This is a genomic window from Curtobacterium sp. RIT-PI-V, assembly GCF_025642935.1.
In the GTDB taxonomy this organism is placed as follows: domain Bacteria; phylum Actinomycetota; class Actinomycetes; order Actinomycetales; family Microbacteriaceae; genus Curtobacterium.
Genome location: NZ_JANZKM010000005.1, coordinates 62618 through 88257, shown reverse-complemented (window position 1 = coordinate 88257; position 25640 = coordinate 62618). Strand labels below are relative to the sequence as shown.

General features: G+C 69.9%; 21 protein-coding genes and 1 tRNA gene. 18 read left to right on the top strand and 4 right to left on the bottom strand.

What is annotated here, in order from left to right; genetic code table 11:
* The first annotated feature begins 2 nt into the window (after positions 1-2).
* The 10 genes from OGL88_RS05570 (at position 3) to OGL88_RS05525 (ending at position 10510) form a co-directional block, all read left to right on the top strand.
* The gene (locus tag OGL88_RS05570) at positions 3-830 is read left to right on the top strand and encodes an SseB family protein (RefSeq protein ID WP_263090361.1); all 828 of its coding nucleotides are present in this window, start codon (positions 3-5) and stop codon (positions 828-830) included.
* Between the two features lie 90 nt (positions 831-920).
* Entirely contained in the window at positions 921-1796 is an 876-nt protein-coding gene (locus OGL88_RS05565; protein ID WP_111084609.1) for a ParA family protein, read from the top strand.
* Positions 1780-2583 (top strand): segregation and condensation protein A, encoded by an 804-nt coding sequence (locus OGL88_RS05560; protein ID WP_263090356.1) that lies wholly within the window; start codon positions 1780-1782, stop codon positions 2581-2583. The genes OGL88_RS05565 and OGL88_RS05560 overlap by 17 nt, the downstream gene beginning before the upstream one ends.
* Positions 2573-3274: an SMC-Scp complex subunit ScpB gene (scpB, locus tag OGL88_RS05555; RefSeq protein ID WP_263090355.1), complete on the top strand. Its 702-nt coding sequence runs from the start codon at positions 2573-2575 to the stop codon at positions 3272-3274. Before OGL88_RS05560 ends, scpB begins: the two co-directional genes overlap by 11 nt.
* A gap of 1273 nt (positions 3275-4547) precedes the next feature.
* Positions 4548-5339: a pseudouridine synthase gene (locus tag OGL88_RS05550; RefSeq protein ID WP_240347709.1), complete on the top strand. Its 792-nt coding sequence runs from the start codon at positions 4548-4550 to the stop codon at positions 5337-5339.
* Between the two features lie 126 nt (positions 5340-5465).
* Positions 5466-6578, top strand: coding sequence for a prephenate dehydrogenase (locus tag OGL88_RS05545; protein WP_263090353.1), 1113 nt, complete (start codon positions 5466-5468; stop codon positions 6576-6578).
* Between the two features lie 239 nt (positions 6579-6817).
* Positions 6818-7474, top strand: a complete 657-nt coding sequence (cmk, locus tag OGL88_RS05540; RefSeq protein ID WP_111084641.1) for a (d)CMP kinase — start codon at positions 6818-6820, stop codon at positions 7472-7474.
* A 108-nt stretch (positions 7475-7582) separates the two neighbouring features.
* Positions 7583-9103, top strand: coding sequence for a ribosome biogenesis GTPase Der (gene der / locus OGL88_RS05535; protein ID WP_111084613.1), 1521 nt, complete (start codon positions 7583-7585; stop codon positions 9101-9103).
* A 113-nt stretch (positions 9104-9216) separates the two neighbouring features.
* A complete protein-coding gene (locus tag OGL88_RS05530; protein WP_263090350.1) occupies positions 9217-9852 on the top strand; it encodes a hypothetical protein in 636 nt (211 codons plus the stop codon).
* Between the two features lie 136 nt (positions 9853-9988).
* Complete coding sequence (locus OGL88_RS05525) at positions 9989-10510, top strand: hypothetical protein (RefSeq protein ID WP_123293894.1); 522 nt, start codon at positions 9989-9991, stop codon at positions 10508-10510.
* A gap of 107 nt (positions 10511-10617) precedes the next feature.
* On the opposite strand, the gene OGL88_RS05520 is transcribed toward OGL88_RS05525, so the two are convergent.
* Together OGL88_RS05520 and OGL88_RS05515 are read right to left on the bottom strand one after the other, a co-directional pair.
* Positions 10618-12765 carry a RecQ family ATP-dependent DNA helicase gene (locus OGL88_RS05520; RefSeq protein WP_263090349.1) on the bottom strand — a complete coding sequence of 716 codons (2148 nt, stop codon included), beginning with the start codon at positions 12763-12765 and terminating at the stop codon, positions 10618-10620.
* A gap of 135 nt (positions 12766-12900) precedes the next feature.
* Complete coding sequence (locus OGL88_RS05515; protein WP_263090348.1) at positions 12901-14382, bottom strand: hypothetical protein; 1482 nt, start codon at positions 14380-14382, stop codon at positions 12901-12903.
* 70 nt (positions 14383-14452) lie between these two features.
* Here OGL88_RS05515 and OGL88_RS05510 point away from each other — a divergent pair, with 70 nt between their 5' ends.
* From OGL88_RS05510 to OGL88_RS05495, 4 genes are all read left to right on the top strand, one after another.
* Positions 14453-15283, top strand: a complete 831-nt coding sequence (locus tag OGL88_RS05510) for an endonuclease/exonuclease/phosphatase family protein (RefSeq protein WP_263090346.1) — start codon at positions 14453-14455, stop codon at positions 15281-15283.
* On the top strand, positions 15280-15861 hold the full coding sequence (locus OGL88_RS05505) for a hypothetical protein (RefSeq protein WP_263090345.1): 582 nt from the start codon (positions 15280-15282) through the stop codon (positions 15859-15861). The genes OGL88_RS05510 and OGL88_RS05505 overlap by 4 nt, the downstream gene beginning before the upstream one ends.
* Positions 15862-16019: 158 nt before the next feature.
* Positions 16020-16093 (top strand) — tRNA-Pro (locus OGL88_RS05500).
* Between the two features lie 160 nt (positions 16094-16253).
* Positions 16254-18002 (top strand): IS30 family transposase, encoded by a 1749-nt coding sequence (locus OGL88_RS05495; protein WP_263090343.1) that lies wholly within the window; start codon positions 16254-16256, stop codon positions 18000-18002.
* 283 nt (positions 18003-18285) lie between these two features.
* Here the strand turns inward: OGL88_RS05495 and OGL88_RS05490 are convergent, their stop codons facing one another.
* Both OGL88_RS05490 and OGL88_RS05485 read right to left on the bottom strand, forming a co-directional pair.
* Complete coding sequence (locus OGL88_RS05490) at positions 18286-19758, bottom strand: GH32 C-terminal domain-containing protein (protein ID WP_263090342.1); 1473 nt, start codon at positions 19756-19758, stop codon at positions 18286-18288.
* Positions 19759-20808: a LacI family DNA-binding transcriptional regulator gene (locus OGL88_RS05485; RefSeq protein ID WP_263090341.1), complete on the bottom strand. Its 1050-nt coding sequence runs from the start codon at positions 20806-20808 to the stop codon at positions 19759-19761.
* 137 nt (positions 20809-20945) lie between these two features.
* Here OGL88_RS05485 and OGL88_RS05480 point away from each other — a divergent pair, with 137 nt between their 5' ends.
* The 4 genes from OGL88_RS05480 to OGL88_RS05465 are packed head-to-tail and all read left to right on the top strand — an operon-like array spanning position 20946 to position 25628.
* Positions 20946-22352 (top strand): ABC transporter substrate-binding protein, encoded by a 1407-nt coding sequence (locus OGL88_RS05480; protein WP_131847228.1) that lies wholly within the window; start codon positions 20946-20948, stop codon positions 22350-22352.
* Positions 22352-23299, top strand: coding sequence for a carbohydrate ABC transporter permease (locus OGL88_RS05475; protein ID WP_263090340.1), 948 nt, complete (start codon positions 22352-22354; stop codon positions 23297-23299). The genes OGL88_RS05480 and OGL88_RS05475 overlap by 1 nt, the downstream gene beginning before the upstream one ends.
* Complete coding sequence (locus tag OGL88_RS05470; protein ID WP_131847224.1) at positions 23296-24204, top strand: carbohydrate ABC transporter permease; 909 nt, start codon at positions 23296-23298, stop codon at positions 24202-24204. Before OGL88_RS05475 ends, OGL88_RS05470 begins: the two co-directional genes overlap by 4 nt.
* Before the next feature lie 47 nt (positions 24205-24251).
* On the top strand, positions 24252-25628 hold the full coding sequence (locus tag OGL88_RS05465; RefSeq protein WP_263090339.1) for a glycoside hydrolase family 32 protein: 1377 nt from the start codon (positions 24252-24254) through the stop codon (positions 25626-25628).
* The last annotated feature ends 12 nt before the right edge of the window (positions 25629-25640 follow it).

The following is a 25640-nucleotide window of genomic DNA, read 5'->3' as shown; positions in this document are numbered from 1 at the left end:
GCGTGGCGGGGATCTCCAACGGGCGCGGAACCGGTCCGGACGCGGCAACCGGTCCCGACGACGCGCACACCCCGGGTGGCGCGGCGGACTCGGCCGGCTTCACGTGGGAAGGCCGCACGTTCGACCACCACGACACCGCCTTCGCCGACGACGACGGACTGGCCGATCCCGCGCTGACCGCGGCGATCGCGGGCGTGGCCGCCGGCGGATCGCAGGCGGCGGTCGTCGAGGCACTGCGCTCCGCCCGCCTGCTCATCCCGCTCATCGCCGAGGCCGGCGACCTCGGCGAGACCGCTGCCGGCAAGGTCGTGGACAAGACCCAGGAGCTCTCGATCGTCACGGTCGCAGGGCCCGACGGGCGGAGCGTGATGCCCGCGTTCACCTCGGTCGACGCCATGCACACCTGGGACGCCGATGCCCGGCCCGTGCCCGTGGAGTCACGCCGGGTGGCGATGGCCGCGGCGAGCGAGGAGACGCAGCTCGTCGTGCTCGACCCGAAGTCGGTCACCGAGTTCGTGCTCCGCCGTCCTGCGGTGTGGGCGCTCGGTCAGGACCTGCCGTGGACCCCGTGCTTCGAGGACCCCGAGGTCGCCCAGGCGTTCGCCGACTCGGTCGTGGGGGAGCGCAGCGTCGCCCGTGTCGAACTGGCCCCCGGTGACCCGGTCGGACGTTTCGCCGGCCCGGAGCTGACCGTCGGACTGGCGTTGCACCCGGGGCTCGACCGTGAGCAGGTCGGCGAGCTCGTCGGACGCCTGCAGCAGCGGTGGTCGACGGACGCCGTCATCGCCGAACGCGTCGACAGCATGCGCGTGGCCCTGCGGGCAGCCTGAGCCGCGTCCGCCCTGCCACGCGCAACGCAGACCCGGCCGCGCGCGGCGGTGCGGCCCCGGGCCGGCCGACGTCGCCGGTACGATGGCCGGGTGAGCACGAACCCGACGACCAACCCCACCGGCGCGACCTCCATCGGTCCGACGGGTCGTCCTGTCCGGGAGTTCCCCGTGCCCGAGGAACTCGACAGCACCGGCCCCGCGCGCATCATCGCCCTCTGCAACCAGAAGGGCGGCGTCGGGAAGACCACCACGGCGATCAACCTCGGAGCAGCACTGGCGGAGTACGGCCGCAAGGTCCTGGCCGTCGACTTCGACCCGCAGGGTGCGCTCTCCGCGGGCCTCGGCGTCCGCACGCACGACATCCACACCGTCTACGACCTGCTCATGGGCGCCGTGAAGGACCCGATCCAGGTCATCCAGCCGACGAACACCCCCGGGCTCGACGTGATCCCGGCGAACATCGACCTGTCCGCGGCCGAGGTGCACCTGGTCAACGAGGTCGCCCGTGAGCAGATCCTGGCGAGCGTGCTGCGCAAGGTCGCGAACGACTACGACGTGATCCTGGTCGACTGCCAGCCGTCGCTCGGCCTGCTCACCGTCAACGCCCTGACCGCGGCACACGGTGTGCTGATCCCGCTCGAGTGCGAGTTCTTCGCCCTGCGCGGTGTCGCCCTGCTCATCGAGACGATCGACAAGGTGCGCGACCGCCTCAACCCGGCGCTGACGCTCGACGGCATCCTGCCGACCATGTACGACTCGCGCACCCTGCACTCGCGCGAGGTCATGGAGCGCGTCGTCGACACCTTCGACGACCGGGTCCTCGACACCGTCATCGGGCGCACCGTGAAGTTCCCGGACGCCACGGTCTCCGCTCGACCGATCACGCAGACGGCGCCCGACCACGCCGCCGCCCACGCCTACCGGCAGCTCGCACGAGAGCTCGTCCAGCGTGGCGCCGTCGCCTGAGTCGGGGTTCCGGGTCCGGCTCACCAACTTCGACGGCCCGTTCGACCTCCTGCTGTCGCTCATCACGAAGCACGAGCTCGACATCACCGAGGTCTCGCTCGGCGTGGTCACGGGGGAGTTCATCCAGTACGTGCGTCAGGCCGAGTCGGCGGACGAACTCGACGAGGCGAGCGAGTTCCTCGTCGTCGCCGCGACGCTGCTCGACCTGAAGATCGTCGGGCTGCTGCCGCAGGGCGAGCTCGTCGACGCAGAGGACGTCGCCCTGCTCGAGGCCCGCGACCTGCTGTTCGCGCGGCTGCTGCAGTACCGGGCGTTCAAGCAGGCCGCCGACTGGTTCGGCGAACGCTGGGGTGTGGAGTCGCGTCGGCACGTCCGGAGCGTCCGGCTCGAGGAGCGGTTCCGCGCCCGCACGCCCGAGCTCGTGTGGACGCTCTCGGTGCAGGACTTCGCCGCGCTGGCAGCGCTGGCGTTCGCCCCGCGGGAGATCCCGACCGTCGGCCTCGACCACCTCCACGCGCCGCTCATCAGCATCCGCGAGCAGGCCGCGATCGTCGTCTCGATCCTGCGGACACGCGACGGCGAGGGCGTCTCGTTCCGCGAACTGGTCGCGGGCGTCGACCAGACGGGTATCGTGGTGGCTCGCTTCCTCGCGATCCTGGAGCTGTACCGGAACGCATCGATCTCGTTCGAACAACTCGAGCCGCTCGGGGAACTCACGCTCCGATGGACCGCCGAGGACTGGTCCGACGAGAGCCTCGCCAACCTGGGAGCCGACTATGACGGATGACGTGCACGACACGTCCAGCGCCGAACCCGGCGGCGCCGACGAGATGGCCGATGCCCGCGCGATCGAGCACGAGATCCACGCGCGCGCCGAGCAGGACCACGGCCCGCAGGCACACCCGGCGATCCCGATCGACCGCCAGATCGAGGCGATCCTGATGATCGCGGACGAGCCCCAGTCGCTCGTCGCGCTCGGCACCGCCGTGAACGCCCCCGTCCCGGCCGTCCGCCAGGCCGTCGAACGCCTCGTCGCGGACTTCGACGGCGTCGACGGCACCACCCGCCGCGGGTTCGAACTCCGCGAGGTCGGCGGCGGCTGGCGCTTCTACGTCCGCCAGGACCTGGACGCCGTCGTCGAGCAGTTCGTCGAGGCCGAGCGTCCCTCGCGCCTGTCGCAGGCCGCGCTCGAGACCCTCGCGGTCGTCGCCTACAAACAACCGATCACGCGATCCCAGATCGCGTCGATCCGCGCCGTCAACGTCGACGGCGTCGTCCGAACGCTGGTCGCGCGCGGTCTCATCGAGGAGTCCTTCACCGACTCCGAGACCGGCGCCATCAACTACGTCACGTCCGATCTGCTCCTGCAGCAGCTCGGCATCAACTCGCTCGACGAGCTGCCGCTCATCTCGCCCCTCCTGGACGACGGTGCGGACGGCTTCGGGCAGAACGAAGGGATCCCCGATGGCCGGGTTTGACGACCGGGGGCGCGGCGCGCCCCGAGACCGAGACGACCGCAACGGACGCTCAGGAGGCCCGGATCGCCCCGGGCGTTCGGCTCCCGGCCGCGGCGGGGCCGGCTCCAGTGCCGGTGGCCGCTCCGGCGGGTACGGTCGCGACGACCGCGGGGGCGCACGCCCGCCGCGTGACGACGACCGTCGTGGCGGCTACCCGCCGCGCGACGACCGTGGTGGGTACCGGGGGAACTCGGCTCCGCGTGATGACCGTGGTGGCTACCGGGGTCGTGACGACCGCAGCTCGGCTCCGCGTGATGACCGTGGTGGCTACCGCGGTCGTGACGACCGCAGCTCGGCTCCGCGTGACGACCGTGGCGGGTACCGGGGCAACTCGGCTCCGCGCGATGATCGTGGTGGCTACCGCGGGCGCGATGACCGCGCCGGCGGCGGCGACCGTGGTGGCTACCGCGGGAACTCGGCTCCGCGTGACGACCGTGGTGGCTACCGTGGGCGCGATGACCGCAGCTCTGCTCCGCGCGATGACCGTGGTGGCTACCGCGGGAACTCCGCGCCGCGTGACGATCGCGGTGGCTACCGTGGGCGCGACGACCGCAGCTCGGCTCCGCGTGACGACCGTGGTGGCTACCGGGGTCGCGACGACCGCAGCTCCGCGCCACGCGATGACCGTGGTGGCTACCGCGGCAACTCGGCTCCGCGTGACGACCGTGGTGGCTACCGTGGGCGCGATGACCGCAGCTCCGCGCCACGCGATGACCGTGGTGGCTACCGCGGCAACTCGGCTCCGCGTGACGACCGTGGTGGCTACCGTGGGCGCGATGACCGCAGCTCTGCTCCGCGCGATGACCGTGGTGGCTACCGGGGCAGCTCCGCTCCGCGTGACGACCGTGGTGGGTACCGCGGCCGCGACGACCGCAGCTCGGCACCCCGCGACAACCGTGATGACCGTGGTGGGTACCGCGGCCGCGACGACCGCAGCTCGGCGCCCCGCGACAACCGTGACGACCGCCGCGGCCCCGACGGCCAGCAGAGCCGCGTGTGGCACAACGGCCGCCGCTACGTCGGCGGCACCACGAGCGTCCGCAACAGCGACCGCCCCGGCAAGGGTGGCAACACCGCCAACAGCCGCACCACGCCGAAGCCGAGCGGTGAGCGCGACAGCCACGGCGCCCCGGTGGAGGGCACGCCCGAACGGCCGATCATCGAGGACTGGGACGCGGCGGACGGGACGACGTCTGCCGGGGCCGAGCCGGGCCTCCAGGCAGAGGGGGAGCGCCTGCAGAAGGTGATCGCCGCTGCGGGCGTGGCATCTCGCCGCGTCGCGGAGAACCTGATCGTCGAGGGCCGCGTGACGGTCAACGGGCAGGTGGTGGACGCCCTCGGGCGTCGTGTCGACCCCGCGACGGACGCGATCTCGGTGGACGGTGTGCCGGTGCAGATCGACTCCTCGCGGCGGTACATCGTGCTGAACAAGCCGACCGGTGTCGTCTCGAGCCTGCAGGACGAGCGCGGTCGCCGCGACCTGACCGAGTTCGTGGACCGCTACGAGGAGCGCCTGTTCAACGTCGGCCGCCTGGACACCGAGACCTCCGGGCTGCTCGTCCTGACGAACGACGGCGACCTGGCGCACGTGCTGGCGCACCCGTCGTTCGGGGTGCAGAAGACCTACATCGCGAAGGTGCACGGCAACGTGAACCCCGCCGTGGTGCAGCGTCTGACCGAGGGCGTCGAGCTCGAGGACGGTCCGATCAAGGCCGACAAGGTGCGGTTGCTAGAGTCCTCGCGGGGTGAGTCGCTCGTCGAGATCACGCTGCACTCCGGCCGCAACCGGATCGTCCGTCGCATGCTCGAGGCCGTCGACCACCCGGTCCTCGAACTCGTCCGCCGCTCGTTCGGGCCGCTGCACCTCGGCAGCCTGCCGCCGGGCAAGATGCGTGAGCTGGGCACGGTCGAGGTCGGCAAGCTGCTCGGCACCGTCCGCGACGCGAAGCCCTCCGCTCGTGACGACCGCGACGTCGCCCTCGACCAGGGCGACGACGACGAGTGGGACGACGAGACCGCGGACTGACCGCGACCGGCTGCGACCGGCCTGCGACCGGCCTGCGACCGACCCTCGGGCCCTGACCGACACACGGGCCGTGACTAACATCCGGGCGTCGACCGACGCCCGGGTGTCGGTCGGTAGGCTTGCCCGGTGACCGACCTGACCCCGCCCGACATCGACCGCCGCGTGCGCGGCCCGGTGCGGGTCGTCGGCACCGGGCTCCTCGGCACCTCGATCGGTCTGGCGCTGCGCGAGAAGGGGGTCGACGTCGTCCTCGACGACGTCTCGCCCGGTGCGCTGGCGCTCGCCGTCGACTACGGGGCCGGCCGCCGGCCCGAACCCGGCGACCAGCCCGAACTCGTGGTGGTGGCGGTCCCGCCGGACGTCGTGGCGACGGTCGTCGCCCGCGAACTGTCGGCGTACCCGGATGCCATCGTGACCGACGTCGCGAGCGTCAAGGCCGGACCGTTGGCCGAGCTCGTGGCGGCCGGTGCCGACGTCACCCGCTACATCGGGTCGCACCCGATGGCCGGACGGGAACGCAGCGGGCCGAGCGCCGCCCGCGCGGATCTGTTCGTCGGCAGCCCCTGGGTGATCGCCGGTCACGACGCCATCAGCTACCAGCGCGCCGCCGTGGTCGAGGACCTGGCGCTCGATGTCGGCGCGACCGTCGTGCCGATGGACCCGGCGTCGCACGACCTGGCCGTGGCCTACGTCTCGCACGTGCCGCAGCTCGTGTCGACGCTGATGGCCTCGCGGCTGCGTGACGCCCCCGACGGCTCCCTCGGCCTGGCGGGCGGTGGCGTCCGCGACGTCACCCGTGTCGCCGCGAGCGACCCCGGCCTGTGGGTGCAGATCATCGGCGCGAACGCGGCCAACGTCCGGCGGGTGCTGTCCGACCTGCGCGACGAGCTGAGCGGCGTGATCGGGGCGCTCGACGACCCCGCCGCCGCCGGGGCACCGCGCACCCTGGCCGAGACCATCGCCGCCGGCAACCGTGGTGTCGAACGGCTGCCCGGCAAGCACGGCACCACCAAGCGCTTCGCCCAGGTGGTCGTCCTCGTCGACGACACCCCAGGGCAGATCGCCGCGCTCCTGACGTTCATCGGGGAGATCGGCATCAACCTCGAGGACATGCGCCTCGAGCACTCACCGGGCGCGCAGATCGGCATCGTCGAGGTGTCGGTCCTGCCCGAGCAGGAACAGCGACTCGTCGAGGAACTCGAGGGTCGCGGATGGAGGATCGCAGCAGCATGGGCCTGAACGACACGAACGCAGCGACGAACGACTCCGGCGTGATCGGCGACTCCGGCGTCACCGGCGGGCCGGACGGTCCGGACTCCGGTCTGCCGACCCCGACGCCCGGTGACGGCGCTCGCGGTGGCGCGGACGGCGGCCCGCTCGGCGGTCCGGCCGGCGGCCTCGGCGAGCCCGGTGGCGAGCCCGGTTCGACGAGCGCCCCGGTACCGGCCGGTCTCACCGACGGCGCCTACGTCGCGAAGATCGTCATCGCGGTCGACGGCCCCGCGGGCAGCGGCAAGTCGAGCGTCTCCCGCGCGGCCGCCCGAGCCCTCGGCTACGGCTACCAGGACACCGGTGCCGCCTACCGCGCCCTCGCCTGGCACGCCCTGCAGCAGCGGGTCGACCTCGACGACGCGGCGGCGATCCTGGCGAGCTGGGACACCTTCGACTACGCCATCGGCACCGACCCCGACGACTACTACGTGCGCGTGGGGGAGACCGACGTCACCGACGCGATCCGCACCCCGGACGTGACGGGCGCGGTGGCCCACATCGCGAAGCTCCCCGACGTCCGACACCGCCTCGTGCAGCTGTTCCGGAACGTCATGCGGAAAACCGACGCACCGGGCATCATCACCGAGGGTCGGGACATCACCACGGTGGTCGCACCCGACGCCGAGGTCCGGATCCTGCTGACGGCCGACGAGTCCGTTAGAATGGCCCGGCGCTCGGCGGAGGTCACGACCCAGTCGGCCGCAGAGACCTCCGCCGCACTCGCTCGTCGAGACGCGGCGGACGCGAAGGTCGTCGACTTCATGAACGCCGCAGACGGCGTCACGACGCTCGACTCCACCGACCTCGACTTCGACCAGACCGTGCAGGCGGTCGTCGACCTGGCCCGCGCGGCCACGCACTGACGCACGACCGGACGGCCTCGGCCGCCTGGTCACACCACGGCCGGATCTCCGGCCCGGCCGGGAACGGCCACCGACACCGCGGCTCCGGCCGCTCGCGAGGAACCCACCATGGCTCAGTTGGACAACCCGGACAACGACGACTTCCCCCAGTACGACGACGCCCTCGGCGAGCGGCTCGCCGGGCTCGACGAGGCCGAGGCCGAGCAGCGGGCGACCGCGCTCCGCGCCGGACTCGAGGAGTACGACCTCGAGGACGAGGACCTCGCCCTGCTCGAGGCGGGTCAGGTCGGCGAGGACGGCGTCCACTACCTGCCCGCCTACCCGGTGCTCGCGATCGTCGGCCGCCCGAACGTCGGCAAGTCCGCGCTCGTCAACCGCATCCTCGGTCGTCGTGAGGCCGTCGTGCAGGACGTCCCCGGCGTCACGCGTGACCGCGTCAGCTACAAGGCCGACTGGAACGACAAGCGCTTCACGCTCGTCGACACCGGCGGCTGGGAGCCCGGCGCCGAGGGCATCAACGCCTCGGTCGCCGCGCAGGCCGAGGTCGCGATCGACCTGGCCGACGCCGTGCTGTTCGTCGTCGACGTCACGGTCGGGATCACCGCCACCGACGAGCACGTCGTCAAGATGCTCCGCGGCACCGACCGCCCCGTCATCGTCGTCGCGAACAAGGCCGACGACGAGCGCCGTGAACTCGACGCCTACGAGCTCTGGAACCTGGGGCTCGGCGAGCCGCACCCGGTGTCGGCGCTGCACGGCCGTGGCGTCGCGGACCTGCTCGACCTCATCATCAAGACGCTGCCCGACACCTCGGCCGTCGCCAAGCAGGAGGTCGGTGGCCCCCGCCGCGTCGCCATCCTCGGCCGTCCGAACGTCGGCAAGAGCTCGCTGCTCAACAAGGCCGCCGGTGAAGAGCGCGTCGTCGTGAACGACATCGCCGGCACCACCCGCGACCCGGTGGACGAGCAGATCGAGCTCGGCGGCAAGGTGTGGCGCTTCGTCGACACCGCCGGCATCCGGAAGCGCGTCCACATGCAGCAGGGCGCCGACTTCTACGCCTCGCTCCGCACCACCGCGGCGCTGGAGAAGGCCGAGGTCGCCGTCGTCGTCCTCGACGTCACCGAGCCCGTCTCCGTGCAGGACCTGCGCATCATCGACCTGGTGCTCGAGTCGGGTCGTGCGCTCGTCCTGGCCTACAACAAGTGGGACCTGCTCGACGACGAACGGCGCCGCTACCTCGAGCGTGAGATCGAGCAGGACCTGGCGCACGTCGCCTGGGCCCCGCGCGTGAACATCTCCGCCCGCACCGGCCGTCACCTCGAGAAGCTCGTGCCGGCGCTCGAGACCGCCCTCGCGTCGTGGGACACCCGGATCCCGACGGGCAAGGTCAACGCCTTCATCGCCGAGCTCGTCCAGGAGCACCCCCACCCCGTGCGCGGCGGCAAGCAGCCCCGCATCCTGTTCGGGACCCAGGCGTCGAGCCAGCCGCCGACCTTCGTGCTCTTCACGTCGGCGTTCCTCGACCCGCAGTACCGACGGTTCATCACCCGTCGACTCCGCGAGGTCTGGGGCTTCTCCGGCACCCCGATCAACGTCAACATGCGCGTGCGCGAGCGCCGGAAGCGCTGAGTCGCAGCTCCGTCACACACAACGCGTCCCGTCTGCACGGGGCGCGTTGTGCGTTCGCGTTCGGCCGGGAGGCCCGGAGCGCGTCCGCGGCGTCCGCGCGGCATCATGGGAGCGTGCGCATCGGGCGGTGGGGAACGGATCGACGTCGGCTCGCCCTGGTGGGCGTCCTCGTCGCCGTGGTCGTCGTCGGCTCGGTGTCACTCTGGACGGTCTCGCACGCACCGTCCGAGGACGACACCGTCACCCGCTCCGACCGTGCCGCGCCTGAACCCGCGCAGTCGCCGACGGAGGGGCTGCGACCCTCGAACGGCCTCGGCGTACCCCTGCCCGAGGCGTCCCCGGCCGTGCAGCCCGTCGATTCGTCGCCGATCGAGCCGTGGTGGCGCCGTGTCCCGCCGGTCTCCGGGGACATCGTCGGCATCGACGGCGCCGCTGCCTCTGGCCACGTCCACATCGCGGGGAACACGGGTGACGCCACCCTCGCGGTGGACATCTCGCACCTGAAGACGGGAACGACGGGCCCGGTCGACGTCGTGTTGTCCGGTGGGACGGTCACCGGTGGGAAGGACCCGGAGTGGACGCCGGCCGGGGAGTCCTTCGACGTCTTCCAGGCCGCCGGCGTCGAGGAAGGGCTGACCGTCGTGCTGAGCGACCCGTGGACCCTGCCCGACGAGGTCCGCTCCCTCGTCCTGCTCGATGCGGCGACCGGCACCGTGCTGGGTGGCGCGGCGCTGGTGCCGAGCGACTGAGCCGGCTGGCCCTGGTAGTCCTCCGCCGATCCGGAACGACATCGTCGACGTCGTGCGACCTTGATGACGTCGTTCGGGGTCGGCGTCGGTACCCGCGCGGTACGCCGGCGGTCGCTCGATGCGGCACGATGTACTGGTGACGCAGCGCAACGACGGACTCGGTGGCCTCGCCGACCGCCTGTGGTGCCGGCTGCGGCTCGACCGGCTGGCCGGAGGTCGCCAGGGCGGGTACGTCATCCGTCAGGACATGCTCGAGCACCCCGACACCGTGCGTTCCTTCCGGTGGATCCGGTGGCTGCTCGTCGCGGAGACGATCGTCGGACTCGCTGCCATCGTCGTGGCCGTGCTGCTGACGCGCGCGGGGGAGACCGTGCCGTGGGCGGTGTGGTTCCGGGCGACGGTCGTGCTGCTCATCACCCTGACGCTCTACGTGTTCGCGTGGCGGGCACAGCTCGGGTACTACTGGGCGTACCAGCGAGTGCGGTTGTTCAGCCGGATCTTCCCGATCGTGACACTCATCGTGGCGGCGATCCCCGGGCTGTACCCGTTCTGGATGGTGATCGAGCAGATCGTGTTCTCGCTGCTCATGATCGGCATCGGCGACGTGCTCACCACCGACCACATGCGCGCCACGTTCCCCAAGCCCGCCCGCCGCTAGCCCCGCCCGCCCGCGCCGGACGCCGACGCCGACGCCGACGCCGAACGACACTGTCGATGTCGTACGACGTCGAGGAAGTCGTTCCGAGTCAGTACGCGCGCGCAGCGCTAGGCGACCGTGGCCAGCGCGAAGGGCAGCACGGCGGCGGCCCCGGCACGCCGGAGTTCGCGGCCCGCGACGGTCATCGTCCACCGGCTGTCGACCAGGTCGTCGACGAGCAGCACCGGGCCGTCGTGCGACTGCAGTGCTTCGGCGAGCGAAGGCCCGACCTGGAACGTGTCCCACACGCCGGACAACCGGTACGCGCTGTTCGTCGCACCGTCGCCGCGGGGTGTGCCGCCGTTCCGGTCGAGCGTGCCGAGGAACTGCAGCCGCCCGATCGTCGACAGCGCCTGGGCGAGCGACCCCACGAGCTGCGGCCGCGACCGCGAGGACATCGCCACGACCCCGGTCGGCCGGGTCTCCCACGGCCAGTCCTTGAGCGCCCGGACACAGCCGTCGACGAGCTCGCGGGAGATCGGAGCGTCGGGCGTCGACGGCGAGAACAGCGCACGGAGCGGCCCACCCCAGCCGAGGTCGGTGAGACGAGCCACCGCGCGGCCGGGCTGCACGAGCTCGTCGGCGCCGATCTTGCCCCGTACTGAGACGCCGAGCGACGACATGCCCGACGGCCACTGGGCACGCGGGGCGATCTCGACACCGACCTTGTCGAGCGCGGCAGCCGCACCGGACGAGTCCGAGTCGGAGACCGCGGTCGGGAACCACGCCCCGGCGCAGTTGTCGCACCGACCGCAGAGCTCCGCGGACGGGTCGTCGAGGTCCTGCTGCAACAGCTGCATGCGGCAGGCCGAGGTGGACTCGTAGTCGAGCATCGACGCGGCCTCGGCAGAACGTGCCGCAGCGACCCGTTCGTACCGCGGGGCGTCGTACTGCCACGGCTGCCCGGTGGAGACCCAGCCGCCGGTGACGCGTCGAACCGCTCCGTCGACGTCGAGCACCTTGAGCAGGAGTTCGAGGGTGGAGCGCTTGATGTCGACCAGGCCCTCGAGCGCGACCGTCGACATCGCGGTGTCGGTGGACAGGGCGCCGAGCACCGCGGAGGCCCGGGCCTCGGTCGGCATGGACGCGCTGGCGAAGTACTGCCAGATCTCACGGTCCTCACGACCGGGCAGCAGCAGCACGTCGGCGTTGTCGGTGGCACGACCCGCACGACCGATCTGCTGGTAGTAGGCGACGGGCGACGAAGGCGCGCCCACGTGCACGACGAACCCGAGGTCCGGCTTGTCGAACCCCATGCCGAGCGCACTCGTGGCGACGAGGGCCTTCAGCTCGTTGCCCTTGAGCTGCTGCTCGAGCTGCTCCCGCTCGTCGGTGTCGGTGCGCCCCGTGTAGGCCCGGACGGCGTACCCGTTGTCGCGCAGCAGTCGAGCGATGTCCTCGGCAGCCGAGACCGTGAGCGTGTAGATGATGCCGCTGCCGGGCAGGTCGCCGAGGTGCGCGAGCAGCCAGCCGAGCCGCTGCCGGGCGTCGGGCAGCGTCAGCACACCGAGCCGCAGGGACGCCCGGGCGAGCGACCCGCGGATCGTGAAGACCGGGTCGGCCGGGCCGGCGGTGAGCTGCTCGGCGACGTCCTCGACCACGCGCTCGTTCGCCGTCGCGGTGGTCGCCAGGACGGGCACGCCATGAGGGAGCGAGCGGATGAGTTCGGCCAACCGCCGGTAGTCCGGTCGGAAGTCGTGGCCCCAGTCCGAGATGCAGTGCGCCTCGTCGACCACGAGCATGCCCATCCGGGCGATCAGGGTCGGCATCTGCTCGTCGCGGAACTTCGGGTTGTTCAGGCGCTCGGGGGAGACGAGGAGCACGTCGACCTCGTCACGGGCGAGCGCCGCCTGGGTCTCGCCCCACTCGTGTGCGTTCGCCGAGTTGATCGACACCGCACGGACCCCCGCGCGGGCAGCTGCCGCCACCTGGTCACGCATCAGGGCGAGCAGCGGCGAGACCAGGACGGTCGGGCCACCACCACGGCGCCGGAGCAGCAGCGTCGCGAGGAAGTACACGGCGGACTTGCCCCACCCGGTGCGCTGCACGACCAGGGCGCGCTGCCGGTGCTCGACCAGGGCCGAGATCGCCTCGAGCTGGCCGGGGTGGAAGACCGCGTCGGGGCGCCCCGTGAGCGCAGCGAGCGCCTGCTGTGCCTCGGCGGCGATGTCCGCAGACGGCGAGACGACAGACGGAGCGGCGGTGGGGGTGTCCATGCCCCCATGCTGTCAGGAGCAACCGACGAAACGCGCCCCCTCCCTCGCAGGCTCGGTCGGCGCGCCCCGCGCAACGCTTCGCGTCGCCGCTGAGCGGGGCGCGCCCGTCTGTGGACAACGCTGACAGGCGAGCCGCTACTGGTACGTGACCAACGACGGCGTCGGCTGCACGTCCGCCATCGTCTGCCCGGGCGTCAGCATGGGCGTGTCCTCGTCGTAGAAGTTCTTCCAACCCCAGTGCAGGCCCTCCGGAGCGCCCTCGTGCAGCGCCTTCCACGTCGCTTGCTTGTCCGGCTGCGACCCCTGCCCATCGACGTGCACGAGCATGTCGAGCTCCGGGTGCGTCTTCAGCGCCGACCGGTCTTGGATCATCGAGAGCCGGAACTGGTGCAGCACGAGGGCCTTCGGCGGCAGCCCTTCCTTCTTGACGAGCGACGCGAGCCACGAGGACACCTCGTTCACCTCGGACGCCGACACGCTGCCGATCTGCTGCAGCGGCACCTGGTCCTTCGTCAGCCGCCACTCCGGGTCGAGGGCGAGCCAGACCCCGGGCTTCTTCAGCAGCGACTCGTACTTCTTGGCCTGCGACAAGAAGTCCGAGCGGCCCGGCTGCAGGTCGATGATCACGGGCATGTCGGCGTCGTGCGCGGCATCGACGTAGGGCTCGAGCGTCGACACCGGCAGCTCGGTCGAGTAGTCGCCGTCTGCCCCGGCGTCACCCGCGGCGACGGTCGCGATGACCTCCATCGCGGGCGTCACGGGTTCGTCCGACTCCGGCCCGTACGGCTTCGCGACCTGCTCGGCACGCTGGACGGTGGCCTCCGGCCCCTGCTCGCCGAGGACCCCGAGCGCCGGCGCCCCGGGAGCCCCGTACAGCGCGACGTAGCGGTGTCCGTCGAACGGGCGCTGGCCGCCGTGCGCGAGCTGGAAGCCGCCCTCGGCCGCCCGCACCGTCCACTCCGGGTCCGGCAGCGCACCGAACGCCCTGCCGACCAGGACCGTCTGGTGCTGCTTCCGCTCGTGCAGCGCCGTCACCGCGTCGGGCGCGGCGGCCGGGTCGGTCACGCCCTCGGGCATGGCCACCACCTTCGCACCAGCGGCCTTGGCGGTCGCCACGGCCGCAGCGTCCGCGCTCGCGTCCGCCACCACCACGGTCGCCTGCCGGGAGGCCCGGGTCGACTCCGGCGCGTCGCCACCGTCGGGCACCTTCCGCTGTTCGACGTCGGTGTCGACCGACACGTCGCCCTCGGCCTGGTACCAGTCGGCACCGAGCCGGTCGAGCTCGCCGGCGACGGCCGCGCCGGCCTCGGCGCCCTTCGCGGTCAGCAGCACTGGGACGTGGGCGCTCGCCGCGGCCTTCGCTGCGTCGGAGATCGCGTCGGCATCACCGGCCGCCGCGACGATCGCGCCGGGAGCACTCGCGAAGAGCGCCTTGCTGACCCGCACCGACCGTGCTGCGGCGTCGGAGGCACCGGCGACCGTGACCGTCTCCGCCGTGGCCTTCACGAGCGTCGGGCGGCTCGTGTCCGGGCCGCTCGAGGTGCACCCGGCGGCTCCGAGCAGCAGTCCGGAGACGGCGATCGCGACGAGGACACGAGGGGTGGAACGAGAACGCATCGGGCCACCCTACGAGCCACGCGGAGAGGTCCCTGGGAATCCGACGGGTGTCGTCTCGTAGAAGGGAGGCATGCCCCACCACCCCGACGACCACCCGCTCATCGGAGCCGTCCGGTCGCCCGAGGTCCACTGCATGACCCTCAACGTGCGCCGCCGCGTGCCGAGACCGTCCGCACACCAGGACGCATGGGAGCGTCGCCGTGATGCCATCACCGCGCTCGTCACGTCCGAAGCACCCACCGTCCTCGCCGTCCAGGAGGCCCTCCCCACGCAGGCAGACGACCTCACGGCCGGCCTCGGGTCGGGTTGGGAGCCCGTCCTGGTCGGGCGCGGCGCGCGCGGCGGTGGGGAGCAGGTCGGGCTCTTCCTGGACCGCTCGCGGCTCGACGTCGTCGAGCAGCGCACCTGGGCGCTGTCCCGCAGGCCGAACCGTCCGGGCTCGCGTTCGTGGGCCACGTCCTTCCCGCGGCACGCCGTCGGCGCCGTCGTCGACGACCGCGCGACCGGCGTCCGGTTCCTGGCGATCGCGACCCACCTCGACGTCGCATCGCCGTGGGCTCGACTGCGGTCCGCCGAGCTCCTCGGCCGGATCGTGCGACAGCGCGGCCTGCCCGCTGTCGTGATGGCCGACTGGAACAGCCCGGCGGGGTCCGCACCATGGCGAGCACTGGCGGACGCTGGCGTCGTCGACAGCTGGGGGCGGGCCTCCTGGCAGGTGGGTGCGCCGTACGGGACGTACCCGCACTACGGGAGTCCGCGTGTCGGCGGCCGGCGGATCGACGGCGTCCTGGTGACGCCGGACGCGACCGTCGACCGGGTGGCCGTGTCGAACCGGCGGCCGGGCGGGGTGTGGCCCTCCGACCACGCGGCCGTACACGCGGTCGTGCGGTGGGCGTCGTGATCCGGGCGCTCGGGCCGACGTTCCTGCGGCCGCGGTTCCTCGTGGCCGACGTCGTGCGTGCCCTGACGCTCGTCAGCCTGGTCGTCGCGAGCATCGGGTGGGGCGGAACCGCGCTGCCGGTGATGGCACTGTCGTTGCTCGGGGTCGTGGTGCCACGGATGCTCGGACTGCGACCGGCGTTCGACCTGGCAGTGTGCGTGCTCGTGCTCCTCGCGGGGTGGTCGAGCGTGCTCGAGTGGTACACGAGCGTGTTCCTGTGGGACAAGTTCATGCACGTCGTGCTCACCGGGCTGCTCGCCGCGGTGTTGTACGTCATCGGTGCCGACCTGCGCGCGGTGCCGGCGCCGGACGGGGAGCGCCGGGTGGTCGTCGCGGTCCTCGGGCTGTGCGCCGGGCTCGCGATCGGGGCGGCGTGGGAGATGGGGGAGTGGCTCGGACACAACTTCGTCGACTCGGCGATCTTCGTCGGGTACGACGACACCATCGGGGACCTGGCGGCGGACGGGGCCGGGGGGCTGCTCGTCGGGCTCGGGTTGCCGTCGTTGGCGGCGCGGCGTGAAGTGGTGCGGCCGGGGTGACGGTGTCGCTCGGGTCGTCAGGGCGGCTCCGGACGCTCGTCCGGTCCGACTCGCCGTGGCGCGGAGGGGGTCTGACGTCCGCTATGCTGGACCGGTCGCTCGCGCTCCGGTCGGACGTGGGCGAGGGTCCTCAGGGATCCTGAGTTCTCCGGAACTCGCGGGCTGTGGCGCAGCTTGGTAGCGCACTTGACTGGGGGTCAAGGGGTCGCAGGTTCAAATCCTGTCAGCCCGACCGAACGGCCGGCTCGGACATCGTCCTGAGTCGCCACGACGAAGAAGCCCACCGAGGATCTCGGTGGGCTTCTTCGTTTCGGTGGCTGTCGTGGGGTCGTACGCATGGGGCTCCCCGGATTCACTTGATCGACGCAACACCTTCCTCCGAGGTGTTGCCCTTGTACTTGTCCCTGTCGTCTCCGCAAGCTGTCCGGTTCCTCGCCCTGATCCGGGAGGGGCGCGGTCTCAAACCTTCCGCCCGAATCGCTGGCATCGGCAAGGGGACCGGGTACCGGTTCCTGCGCGAGCGGTATCTGCAGCTGCGCCGTTCCGGTTCTGACCCTGCAGCAGCGTTGACCGTCGTCGGTGTGACGAGCAGTCGCGTGGCCTCGTGGGAAGCGCGTCTGAACCTCGACGGCAGGCATCATCTGCGCGTCGAGCTGAGCGTCGAGGAGCGGTTCTGGTCGGCGTTTCACGCGGGTGCATCTGTCGAAGATGCCGCGGTGGAATCCGGGCTGGGCCGCGCGACCGGCTACCGGCTCGTCCGACGTCGATTCGACGAGCTCCGGGAGGGAAGGTCCGTCGCGTCTGTCGCCGTCACGCTTCGGCTGAGCGGGAAGCGCGCTGACTTGCTTGAACGGGAACGGCAGAGCCGGATCCGCCGTAACCAGAGCGCCGCCACCGCCGCGCTGCGCAAGGCGTTGGCTGCTTCGGCGCGCGTTGCTGAGCTGTCACGGACGACGTCGCGGCGAGGGCGAAAGGCCCGTGACGTTGAGGACGAGTACTGGCAGCTGATGCGGCAGGGCATGAGCAACATCGACGCCTGCAGACTGCTTGGCATGTCTCGACGCTCTGGCAACCTGATTCGCCAACGAGCCGGCTACCGCATCCCGCCAGCGAGCCCTATCGAGCCGGCGTCGTCGGGACGTTACCTGGCGCTGCGGGAACGGCTCGAGATCGCCGACCTACGCCGACTGGGGCTCTCGATACGCCAGATCAGCGTCCGTCTGGGCCGGCACCCCTCGACGATCAGTCGCGAGCTCCGTCGGCACCGGACGGGAAGCGGGGACTACTTGCCGCACCTTGCTGACGATGACGCCAGGCGCCAACGCGCTCGTCCGAAACCGCACCGCCTCGTCGCCGATGCCGCTCTTCGGCGGCTGGTGCAGCGGAAGCTGAACCGGTTCTGGTCACCGGAGGAGATCAGTGGCTGGTTGCGAAAGACCTATCCCACCGACCCGACCATGCGCATCTGCCACGAGACCATCTACCGAGCCCTGCTCCTCCGGGACGATGCTGGCCTGCACAAGCGCTACACGGGCAAACTCCGCACCGGACGTCGAGTCCGACGCACCAGGTGGAACAACCCCATCGGTCGAGGATCCCGGATCCGGAACATGGCCAGCATCACCGAGCGTCCCGCCGACGCAGCCGACAAGCAGACCGCCGGCCACTGGGAAGGCGACCTCATCGTCGGTGTCGGCTCAGTGTCCGCGATGGCCACCCTCCGCGAACGCACCACCCACTACGGCATCGTCCTGAACCTCCCGAACGATCACACCGCGCGCAGCGTCAACGCCGCGATCACGGAAGCGTTCGCCGCGATCCCCAAGCACCTGAAACGGTCGCTGACCTGGGACCAGGGCGTCGAGATGGCCGCCCACGAACAACTCACCGCCACGACCGGCGTCCCCGTGTTCTTCGCCGACCGTTCCAGCCCCTGGCAGCGCGGCGCGAACGAGAACTTCAACGGACTCCTCCGGCAGTACTTCCCCAAGGGCACCAACCTTGCTCTCCACAGCCCCAGCCACGTCGCCGCGGTGATGAATGATCTCAACAACCGCCCGCGAAAGCGCCTCGACTACGACACTCCAACCCAACGATTCAACGCCGAGAAGCGCCGCAACACAGCCCTCCAGCTACCCTGAATCCAGCCCCAAATCGACCATCTGTTGCGTCGACCATCAGAATCCGCCGCACCGTCACCGGAACCTATTTCGGACCACCTATCTGAGACGCGTCGAACCCAGGCAGAATCTCGGCTCCTTCGCGCGGTCCCGCTGTCTCGGAAACCGATTGACCTCCGAGCGTGGTGGTCGAGTTCATGCCTGACCTCCGAGCCTGGACCCTCAAGTCGATCTGGAAGTAACGCAACGAACGAAGTGCGCCTGCCCCGTGATGCGGTGCAGGCGCACTTCGTCGATGCTGGCGCTAGCGAGTACTGACCGTCAGACGATCAAGAGTGAACACGCCGTCCTGCACGAAGACACCGACGCGCCCCGCGGGGCGATCGTAGAGGCGCGCGCTCAACGCGACGGCCCCGTCGACGACGGCGACACAGACGTCCCCGTCCAAGTGCACCTCGAGGTGATGCGCGCCGGCCGCAAGCTTTACAGGGCGCTCGAGCTCGACGGCGTGCGGAACGTCGCCGAGGATCTGCCACTGCTCCCCACCGGTGCTGCCGCGCGGCCAACGGTCCAACACGAGCCGGTTCCGATCCGGCTCGAGGCGGAGTGCGTACCCCTGTTCGCCATCGTCGCTGGTGCGCAGGAGCACCCCAACCGACCTGGTGTCCGCGTCGAGCGTGAGGTCCACGGCCACCAGCGCCTCGGACGGGAGTTCCGGCCCGATCCAAGCCGCGTATCGGGTCGTTGCGCCAGCACCCACCGCTGCGGCAGGATCGTTGACCGGTTCGAGGCGCGCCGTGATGTCGACCTCGTTCGTGTACGCGGCTTTAATGCCCTCTGGAAGGTCGAACCGCAACGTCCCGTCGGCGCGCTGGTGGGCCTGCAGCGTCGCCATGGTGCCGGCCCACTGCCACGCGCCGCCATCACGCCGGTCCTCCTTCGACGCGATCCACCCGACAAAGTACCGGCGGTCGCCGAGCGCGACGGTCTTCGCGGCGTAGAAGGCTCGGCCGTCGACGGTGTCATCAGCTGGCGCGAACCATGGGCCGTCCGGTGACTTCGCGATGCGGTAGCGGGTGCAGAATGCGTCGGAGAACTCCGAGTACACCAGGTACCACCACTCATCCCACTGGAATACGTCAGGGCACTCCTGCGTGATGAAGCGGTGCGGTTCCCAGATCGGCTCGGCATCCCGCCACGTGACGAGGTCATCGGACTCGAGCCGTGCCACGACGCCGGAACGCCGATACGGCTCGTCCGGTCGCCGAGTGGCGAGGAGCATCTGCCAGGGCCGGTCGGCATTGGGACGGAAGACGAAAGGGTCTCGCCAGTCTTCGGGGGAGTAGCCAGCGAGTGCGGGGAAGTCCCACTCGGGATGCTTGGTCCAGTCGGTCAGATCACCGGATGACGTCGCGTGCGCGACAACCTGCGCGTCCTTGAAGCCGCCATCGGGTCCGGTCTTGATACGGGGATTGTGCCCCGTGTAGAACAAGTGCAGCGTTCCCTCCTCATCACGAACAACGCTGCCGGTGTAGCAGTCAAAGTCGCTCGCGTCGGGGCCACCGGAGGGCAGTACGACGCCCTTGTCGGTGAAGGTGACGAAGTCGGTTGTGGTCACGACCGCCCAGGGCATGCCCGTTGCTCGCTTGAGCGGCGGAGCGTCCGGCCGTTCGTCGAGCAGGTAGAACAACCACGCGGTGCCTTCGTGTTCAAACGGGATGACGTCGCCGACGTAGCCGTTCGGGGGCTGGAAATGGGTGCTGGACGGGAGCGTCATTCAAGTTCCTTCGGGTCGTGGGGCCGCAAGCGAGCTGCGGGCGACGTATTCGCAGGGCACGAGGTGTCGGCCGGGCTGTTCCGCCTCCGCTAGCAGCAGAGTTCCGGCTTCAAAGCCCATCTGCTGGTGCGGCAGCGCGACGGTGGTGAGCGGTGGGTGCATCTGGTCGGCGAGGTCGGGTTGGTCGTCGAAGCCGACGATGCTGATGTCCTCCGGGCATCGCATTCCCAGTGCCTGAGCCGCCATCAGCGCGCCGACCGCCATGCGGTCGTTGCCGCAGATGATCGCCGTCGGACGGATGACCACGTCGTCGAGGGCCTCTACCGCGAGGTCATAGCCGGATCCCACCTGGAAGGTGCCGAACGTGATGCTGATCTGTGTCGACGGGATGCCCGCGTCGGCGGCGGCGCGGTCGAGTCCGCGCTTTCGTTCTTGGCAGGCGTAGTCGTCCTCAGGGCCGCCGAGGAAGGCGACGGTGGTGTGGCCGGCTGCGAAGACGGCGGCGGCGGCGTCGTACCCGCCCTGGTACTCGTCGGCGAGCACGGTGACTGCGGGTGCGTCCTCGGGTGGGAAGCAGTTGACGAAGACCGTTGGGACCGCGTCGAGTCCGGCAACCGGGGTGACGTACTCGGGCCCGGGCGCTGCGTAGACCAGGCCGGCGACTCCTTGCTGGACGAGGTTCTCGACGGCCGCTTTGCCTCCGTCGGACGTCTGCGCGGTCTCGACCACGAAGCACACGTACCCGGCCTCCTGCACGGCCTGCTGCACGCCGAGCACGATGTGACCCGCGTAGGGCTGGGAGACAAGCCGGTCGGCGATCACACCAACTGTGTAGGACCGATTCGATCGCAGCGACTGCGCCGCCCGGTTGGGCTGGAAGTTCAGCTCCTTCGCGGCCTCGAGGACACGAGTGCGCGTCTCAGCAGCGATTGAAACGTCCCGGCGATCGTTAAGGACGAACGACACCGTCGGCTGGGACACGCCAGCGTGGCGCGCGACGTCCTTCATGGTGACGCGCTGTGACTGCGTTGTGCGCTTGCGGTTCGCCATTGAGCCTCCTCCGTTGCCATCATCATGCCAGAAGCAAATACGTATTGCGTCCGCTCTGCATGCTGTGTACGCTCGCCGTGCAAATACGTATTGGCCCCGACCTAGCGGGGTCACGATCGCTCAGAGAGGAGCGACCCATGGCGAACGGATTCAGCACCCCGATCGACCGGCGCACGCTGTTCAAGTTCGGTGGCGCAGGCCTCGCGCTGGCCGGCATCGGATCGCTGGCTGCTTGCTCAACCACCGGCGGCGGAGGCAGCACCTCCGGCACGGTGAAGATGCTTTACTTCGGTGAGCAGAGCGCAGCGACGGCCCTGCAGAAAGCCATCGAGCCGAAGATCAAACAGCTCGACAAGAAGGCGAGCCTGCAGGTCACGGCGATTAACGGGACTGACTGGAACGACTTCCTCGCGAAGGTCCTCACGCAGATCGCCTCGGGTGACGTGCCAGACATCGTCAGCGTGGCAACCGAGGGGCAGCAGCTGCTGGCGTCGAAGAACCTCCTCACCCCGCTCGACGACTACGTCACGAAGAACCTCTCGGACCTGCACACCTACTTCACCGGGGCCCACCCGGCGCTGCTCGAGTCGACGATGTACCAGGGGCACCTCTACACGCTGCCCGACAGCTTCAACGCGGGCAGCATGTTCTACTCCACCGACCTGTTCGACAAGGCCGGCCTGTCCCGCCCGACGAGCAAGTGGTCGATGGACGACTTCCACTCCTCGGCTGAGAGCATCGCAAAGGTCGGCGGCGGCACCTACGCCTTCGACTGGGTCGTTCGCCTCTGGGGCAGCTGGACCTCGTTCCTCTACGCCAACGACGGGAACCTGCTCGAGGAGGGCAAGTACTCCGGCGGCGACTGGCTGTGGAACAGCAAGGCCTTCTCCGACAACCCGATCGGTGTCTCCGGACGCAAGGGCGGCTGGAAGTGGGGCGACCCCACGGCGAACTCGGATGCCGCCATCGAGGCGCTGCAGTACGTCATCGACCTGCAGAAGTCCGGTGCGTCCCCGTCGCCCGACGTTGGCGGTGGCGCCACGCTGCAGGGTCTGATGGCATCCGGACGGATCGGTATGACCATCGGTGGCGGCTTCTGGGCCGGTGGCCTCCACAACGCCGGGATGAAGAACGGCAGCTTCGATGTCGTCGAGTTCCCCACGTGGAAGAGCAACAAGTCGCTCTTCGGCGCCGGCGGCTACGGCATCTTCAACTCTTCCAAGAACAAGGAACTCGCGTTCGAGGTCATCAAGGTCATGGTGCAGCCGGAGAGCTTCGACGCCCTTTGGCCCGGCAACGTCACTACACCGGCACAGAAGTCGCTGATGACCGCCGAGCGGTACAAGACAACCGGGCCGGAGCACTGGTCGGTGTTCTACGACCAGCTCGACAACTCGGTGCCCATCTCCGCACCGCCGTACTACAACGCCCTCGCGACCGCCCTCAACCAGCGCACCACCCAGGCGATCTCGTCCGGGAACGCCAAGAAGGCGCTCGACGGCCTCCAGGCAGACATCGAGAAGGCAGCCTCGCAGGCTTCGTGATGACAGCAGCAACAGAAACACCCATCCGGCGGGCGGCCAAGGTCGCAGCCCGCCGGCCGGCGGCCAAGCGTGCCCGCCGACGTGAGTCCACGTTCGGGTTCCTGATGATCGGGCTCGCGGTGATCTTCGTCGCCGTGTTCACCTTCATCCCCATCCTCGCTTCCCTCGGGCTCTCGTTCACCTCGTGGGACGTCATCAGCAGCCCCAAGTGGGTCGGGTTCGACAACTACAAGCGGCTCTTCACCGACGGGCCGGTCCTAGCGTCGTTCGGTGTGACCGTCGCCCTCGCGATCGCCATCGTCGTGCTGCAGATCTCGCTCGGCCTGCTCCTGGCGGTGCTGGCGAACAACCGGAAGCGCAACGCCACCCGCGTGTTCTTCCGCACGTCGTTCTACCTGCCGCTGTTGGCTTCAACCGCCGCCGTGTCGATCTTCATGGGCTACATCTTCGACACCAAGTTCGGCCTCATCAACTACTACCTGAACGAGATCGGGCTCCCCGGGGCGCACTGGCTGAACGATCCCTTCTGGGCGAAGGTCACGGTCGTGATGGTGGTGGTTTGGCAGCAGGTCGGCTTCACCTTCGTGCTCTTCGTCGCCGCACTGCTCGCGGTGCCCGTCGACGTGCAGGAAGCTGCAGCGATCGACGGTGCCGGCCCCTGGCGGACTCTGTTCCGGATCAAGATCCCGCTCATCAGCCCCACGATCCTGTTCGCGACCGTGATCGCGATGATCAACGCGATGCAGCTGTTCGACCAGCCGTTCATCATGACCAAGGGCGGCCCCGGCACCGCGACGACGACCGCGACGATCTCCATGTACCAGGCCGGCTTCCAGAACCTGCAGTTCGGGTTTGCCTCGGCCATCGCGATCCTGCTGCTGGTCATCATCGGCATCATCACCGGGATCCAGTTCATCGCCGCACGAAAGCTGGTGTTCTACCAATGACGACCACTGACACCCTCAACCCGTTGCACGCCCCGGAAACCGTCGCGCAGCCGGCCGTAAGCCACATCGTTCGGCGCCGCAAGCCCGTCGCCAAGGTGGGAAGCATCCTGGGGATGATCATCCTGATCATCGCCGCCGTGTTCGCCCTTGGGCCACTGCTCTGGACGCTGACCACCTCGCTGCGCACCCCGGCGGAGTCGTTCCAGAACCCGCCGCAGTGGATCCCGCTCTCGTGGGACTTCGGCAACTACGCGGCGGTGTTCAACCAGATCCCGATCGGGCAGTTCTTCGTCAACAGCGTTCTCGTGACGTTGCTCATCGTCGTCGGACAGACCATCACCTGCACCTTGTCCGGGTACGCCTTCGCGATGATCAGCTTCCCCGGGAAGAACACCATCTTCGGCATCTTCCTCGCCACGATGATGGTGCCGATCCAGACGATCATCATCCCCGTGTTCGTCATCCTGAAGGACTTGGGGCTGACCGGTTCCATCGCGTCCCTGATCGTCCCCGCGCTCGGCAGCGCATTCGGGACGTTCCTCATGCGCCAGTACTTCATGCAGATGCCCAAGGAGCTCGGGGAGGCGGCCCGCATCGACGGCGCGAGCCAGTTCGGGGTGTTCTGGCACGTGTACTCGCGGATGGCCAGCCCGGCGATCGCGACGCTGGCGATTCTCAACTTCTCCGGCTTCTGGGCCGAGTACTACCGGCCGCTGATCTTCCTCAACCAGCAGGACACCTTCACCCTGCCGCTCGGGCTCGTCGGCCTGCAGGGGAACCTCGGCACCGGATCGATCTCAGTCGTCCTCGCAGGCGTCGTGCTGACCATGATTCCGAGCGTGCTGCTGTTCATCTTCGCGCAGCGGTACTTCATCGAAGGCGTCACCGCGGGGTCGTCCCGATGACCGACCTCCACGCCCTGCCACCAGCACCCCAGGAAGCCGCACCCGCCGTGACCGCAGCAGACCACCTCCTTCCGCAGTTCCACGTCCGACTCCCTCGTGGGTACGTCAACGATCCGAACGGCCCCATCGACATCGGCGGGCAGGCGCACCTGTACTTCCAGTCCCGGCCGCGGGTGGACCTCGAGATCCCTGTCGAGTGGGGCCACGCCACCAGCGACGACCTCGTGCACTGGACGCTCCACCGGCCGGCGATCGTCCCCGTCCCCGGTGGCGCCGACTCCGGCGGCGCGTGGTCTGGTAACACGGTCCTGCACAACGGCACCGTCCGCGCCTACTACTCCGGCAAAGTCGATCACAGTCCGTTCCAGTCGGTCCTCCTCGCGGAATCCACCGACGGCGGCAACACCTACGGCGCCCCCGTGCAGGTCGTCGCCGACCCTTCCGTGGACGAAGCGATCACCATGTTCCGCGACCCATTCGTCTGGCAGACCGACGACGGCTGGTCGATGGCGGTCGGCGCGGCGGCCAGGAATCACACCGCGTCCGTCCGCCACTACCGATCCGTCGACGGCATCAGCTGGAGCCACGCGGGCGATCTGGTGTCGATGGCACGCGACACGGTCAACGGCATCGATACCGGCGAAGGGTGGGAGTGCCCACAGATTCTCACCGTCGACGGCATCGACATCGCGATCGTGGCGTCCTGGTCCCACGCCGACGGCCCGGGCGAGGTGGTCGCCATCCCGCTGGCCGTGTCTCCTTCGCCGTTCAAAGTCGATGAAGGGCAGCACTTCTACGCAGCTTCCGTGATGCGGACCAGCTCGTGGGGGCCGGTGCTCTTCGGATGGGTCACCGAAGGCCGAACCGAGCAGTGGACCGAGCAAGCAGGCTGGTCCGGCGCGATCTCTCTACCGCGCCGGGCGTGGATCACGAACGGTCGACTCGGCACCGAACCCCACCCCGCAATCGACGCCCTTCGCGTCGGCAGCTCGCAGGCTGCAAACGGTGCTCGCATCGGCGCGCAAGCCGAAATCGTGCTGCCCGTCGCCATCACTGGCTGCATCCGGCTGCGCTTCTCCGATGCCGAATACCTCGACATCACGGTCGACGTCGATGCAGACACCCTCACCGTCGACCGGGCGCACGCCAGCACGGATCACCGCGCTGACCCGAGCCCCGCGGTGATTTGTGCTCCCTACGACCGGACCGCGGACCGGCCCGCAGTCCGAGTGCTGCTGGACGGATCGGTTCTTGAACTGTTCACCAGCGCAGGACGTTCCGTCACCACGCGCGTCTACCCGACGCAGGCGCCGCCGTGGAGCGTGGAAGCCCCAAACCAGGCGTTGGCGTGGCATCTCAAGCCGAGCGTCACAACTGTTTCAGCTCCCGCCGCCGACGCCACGGCTGGATCCGCCTCGATCTAGCGGAGCGGCGCC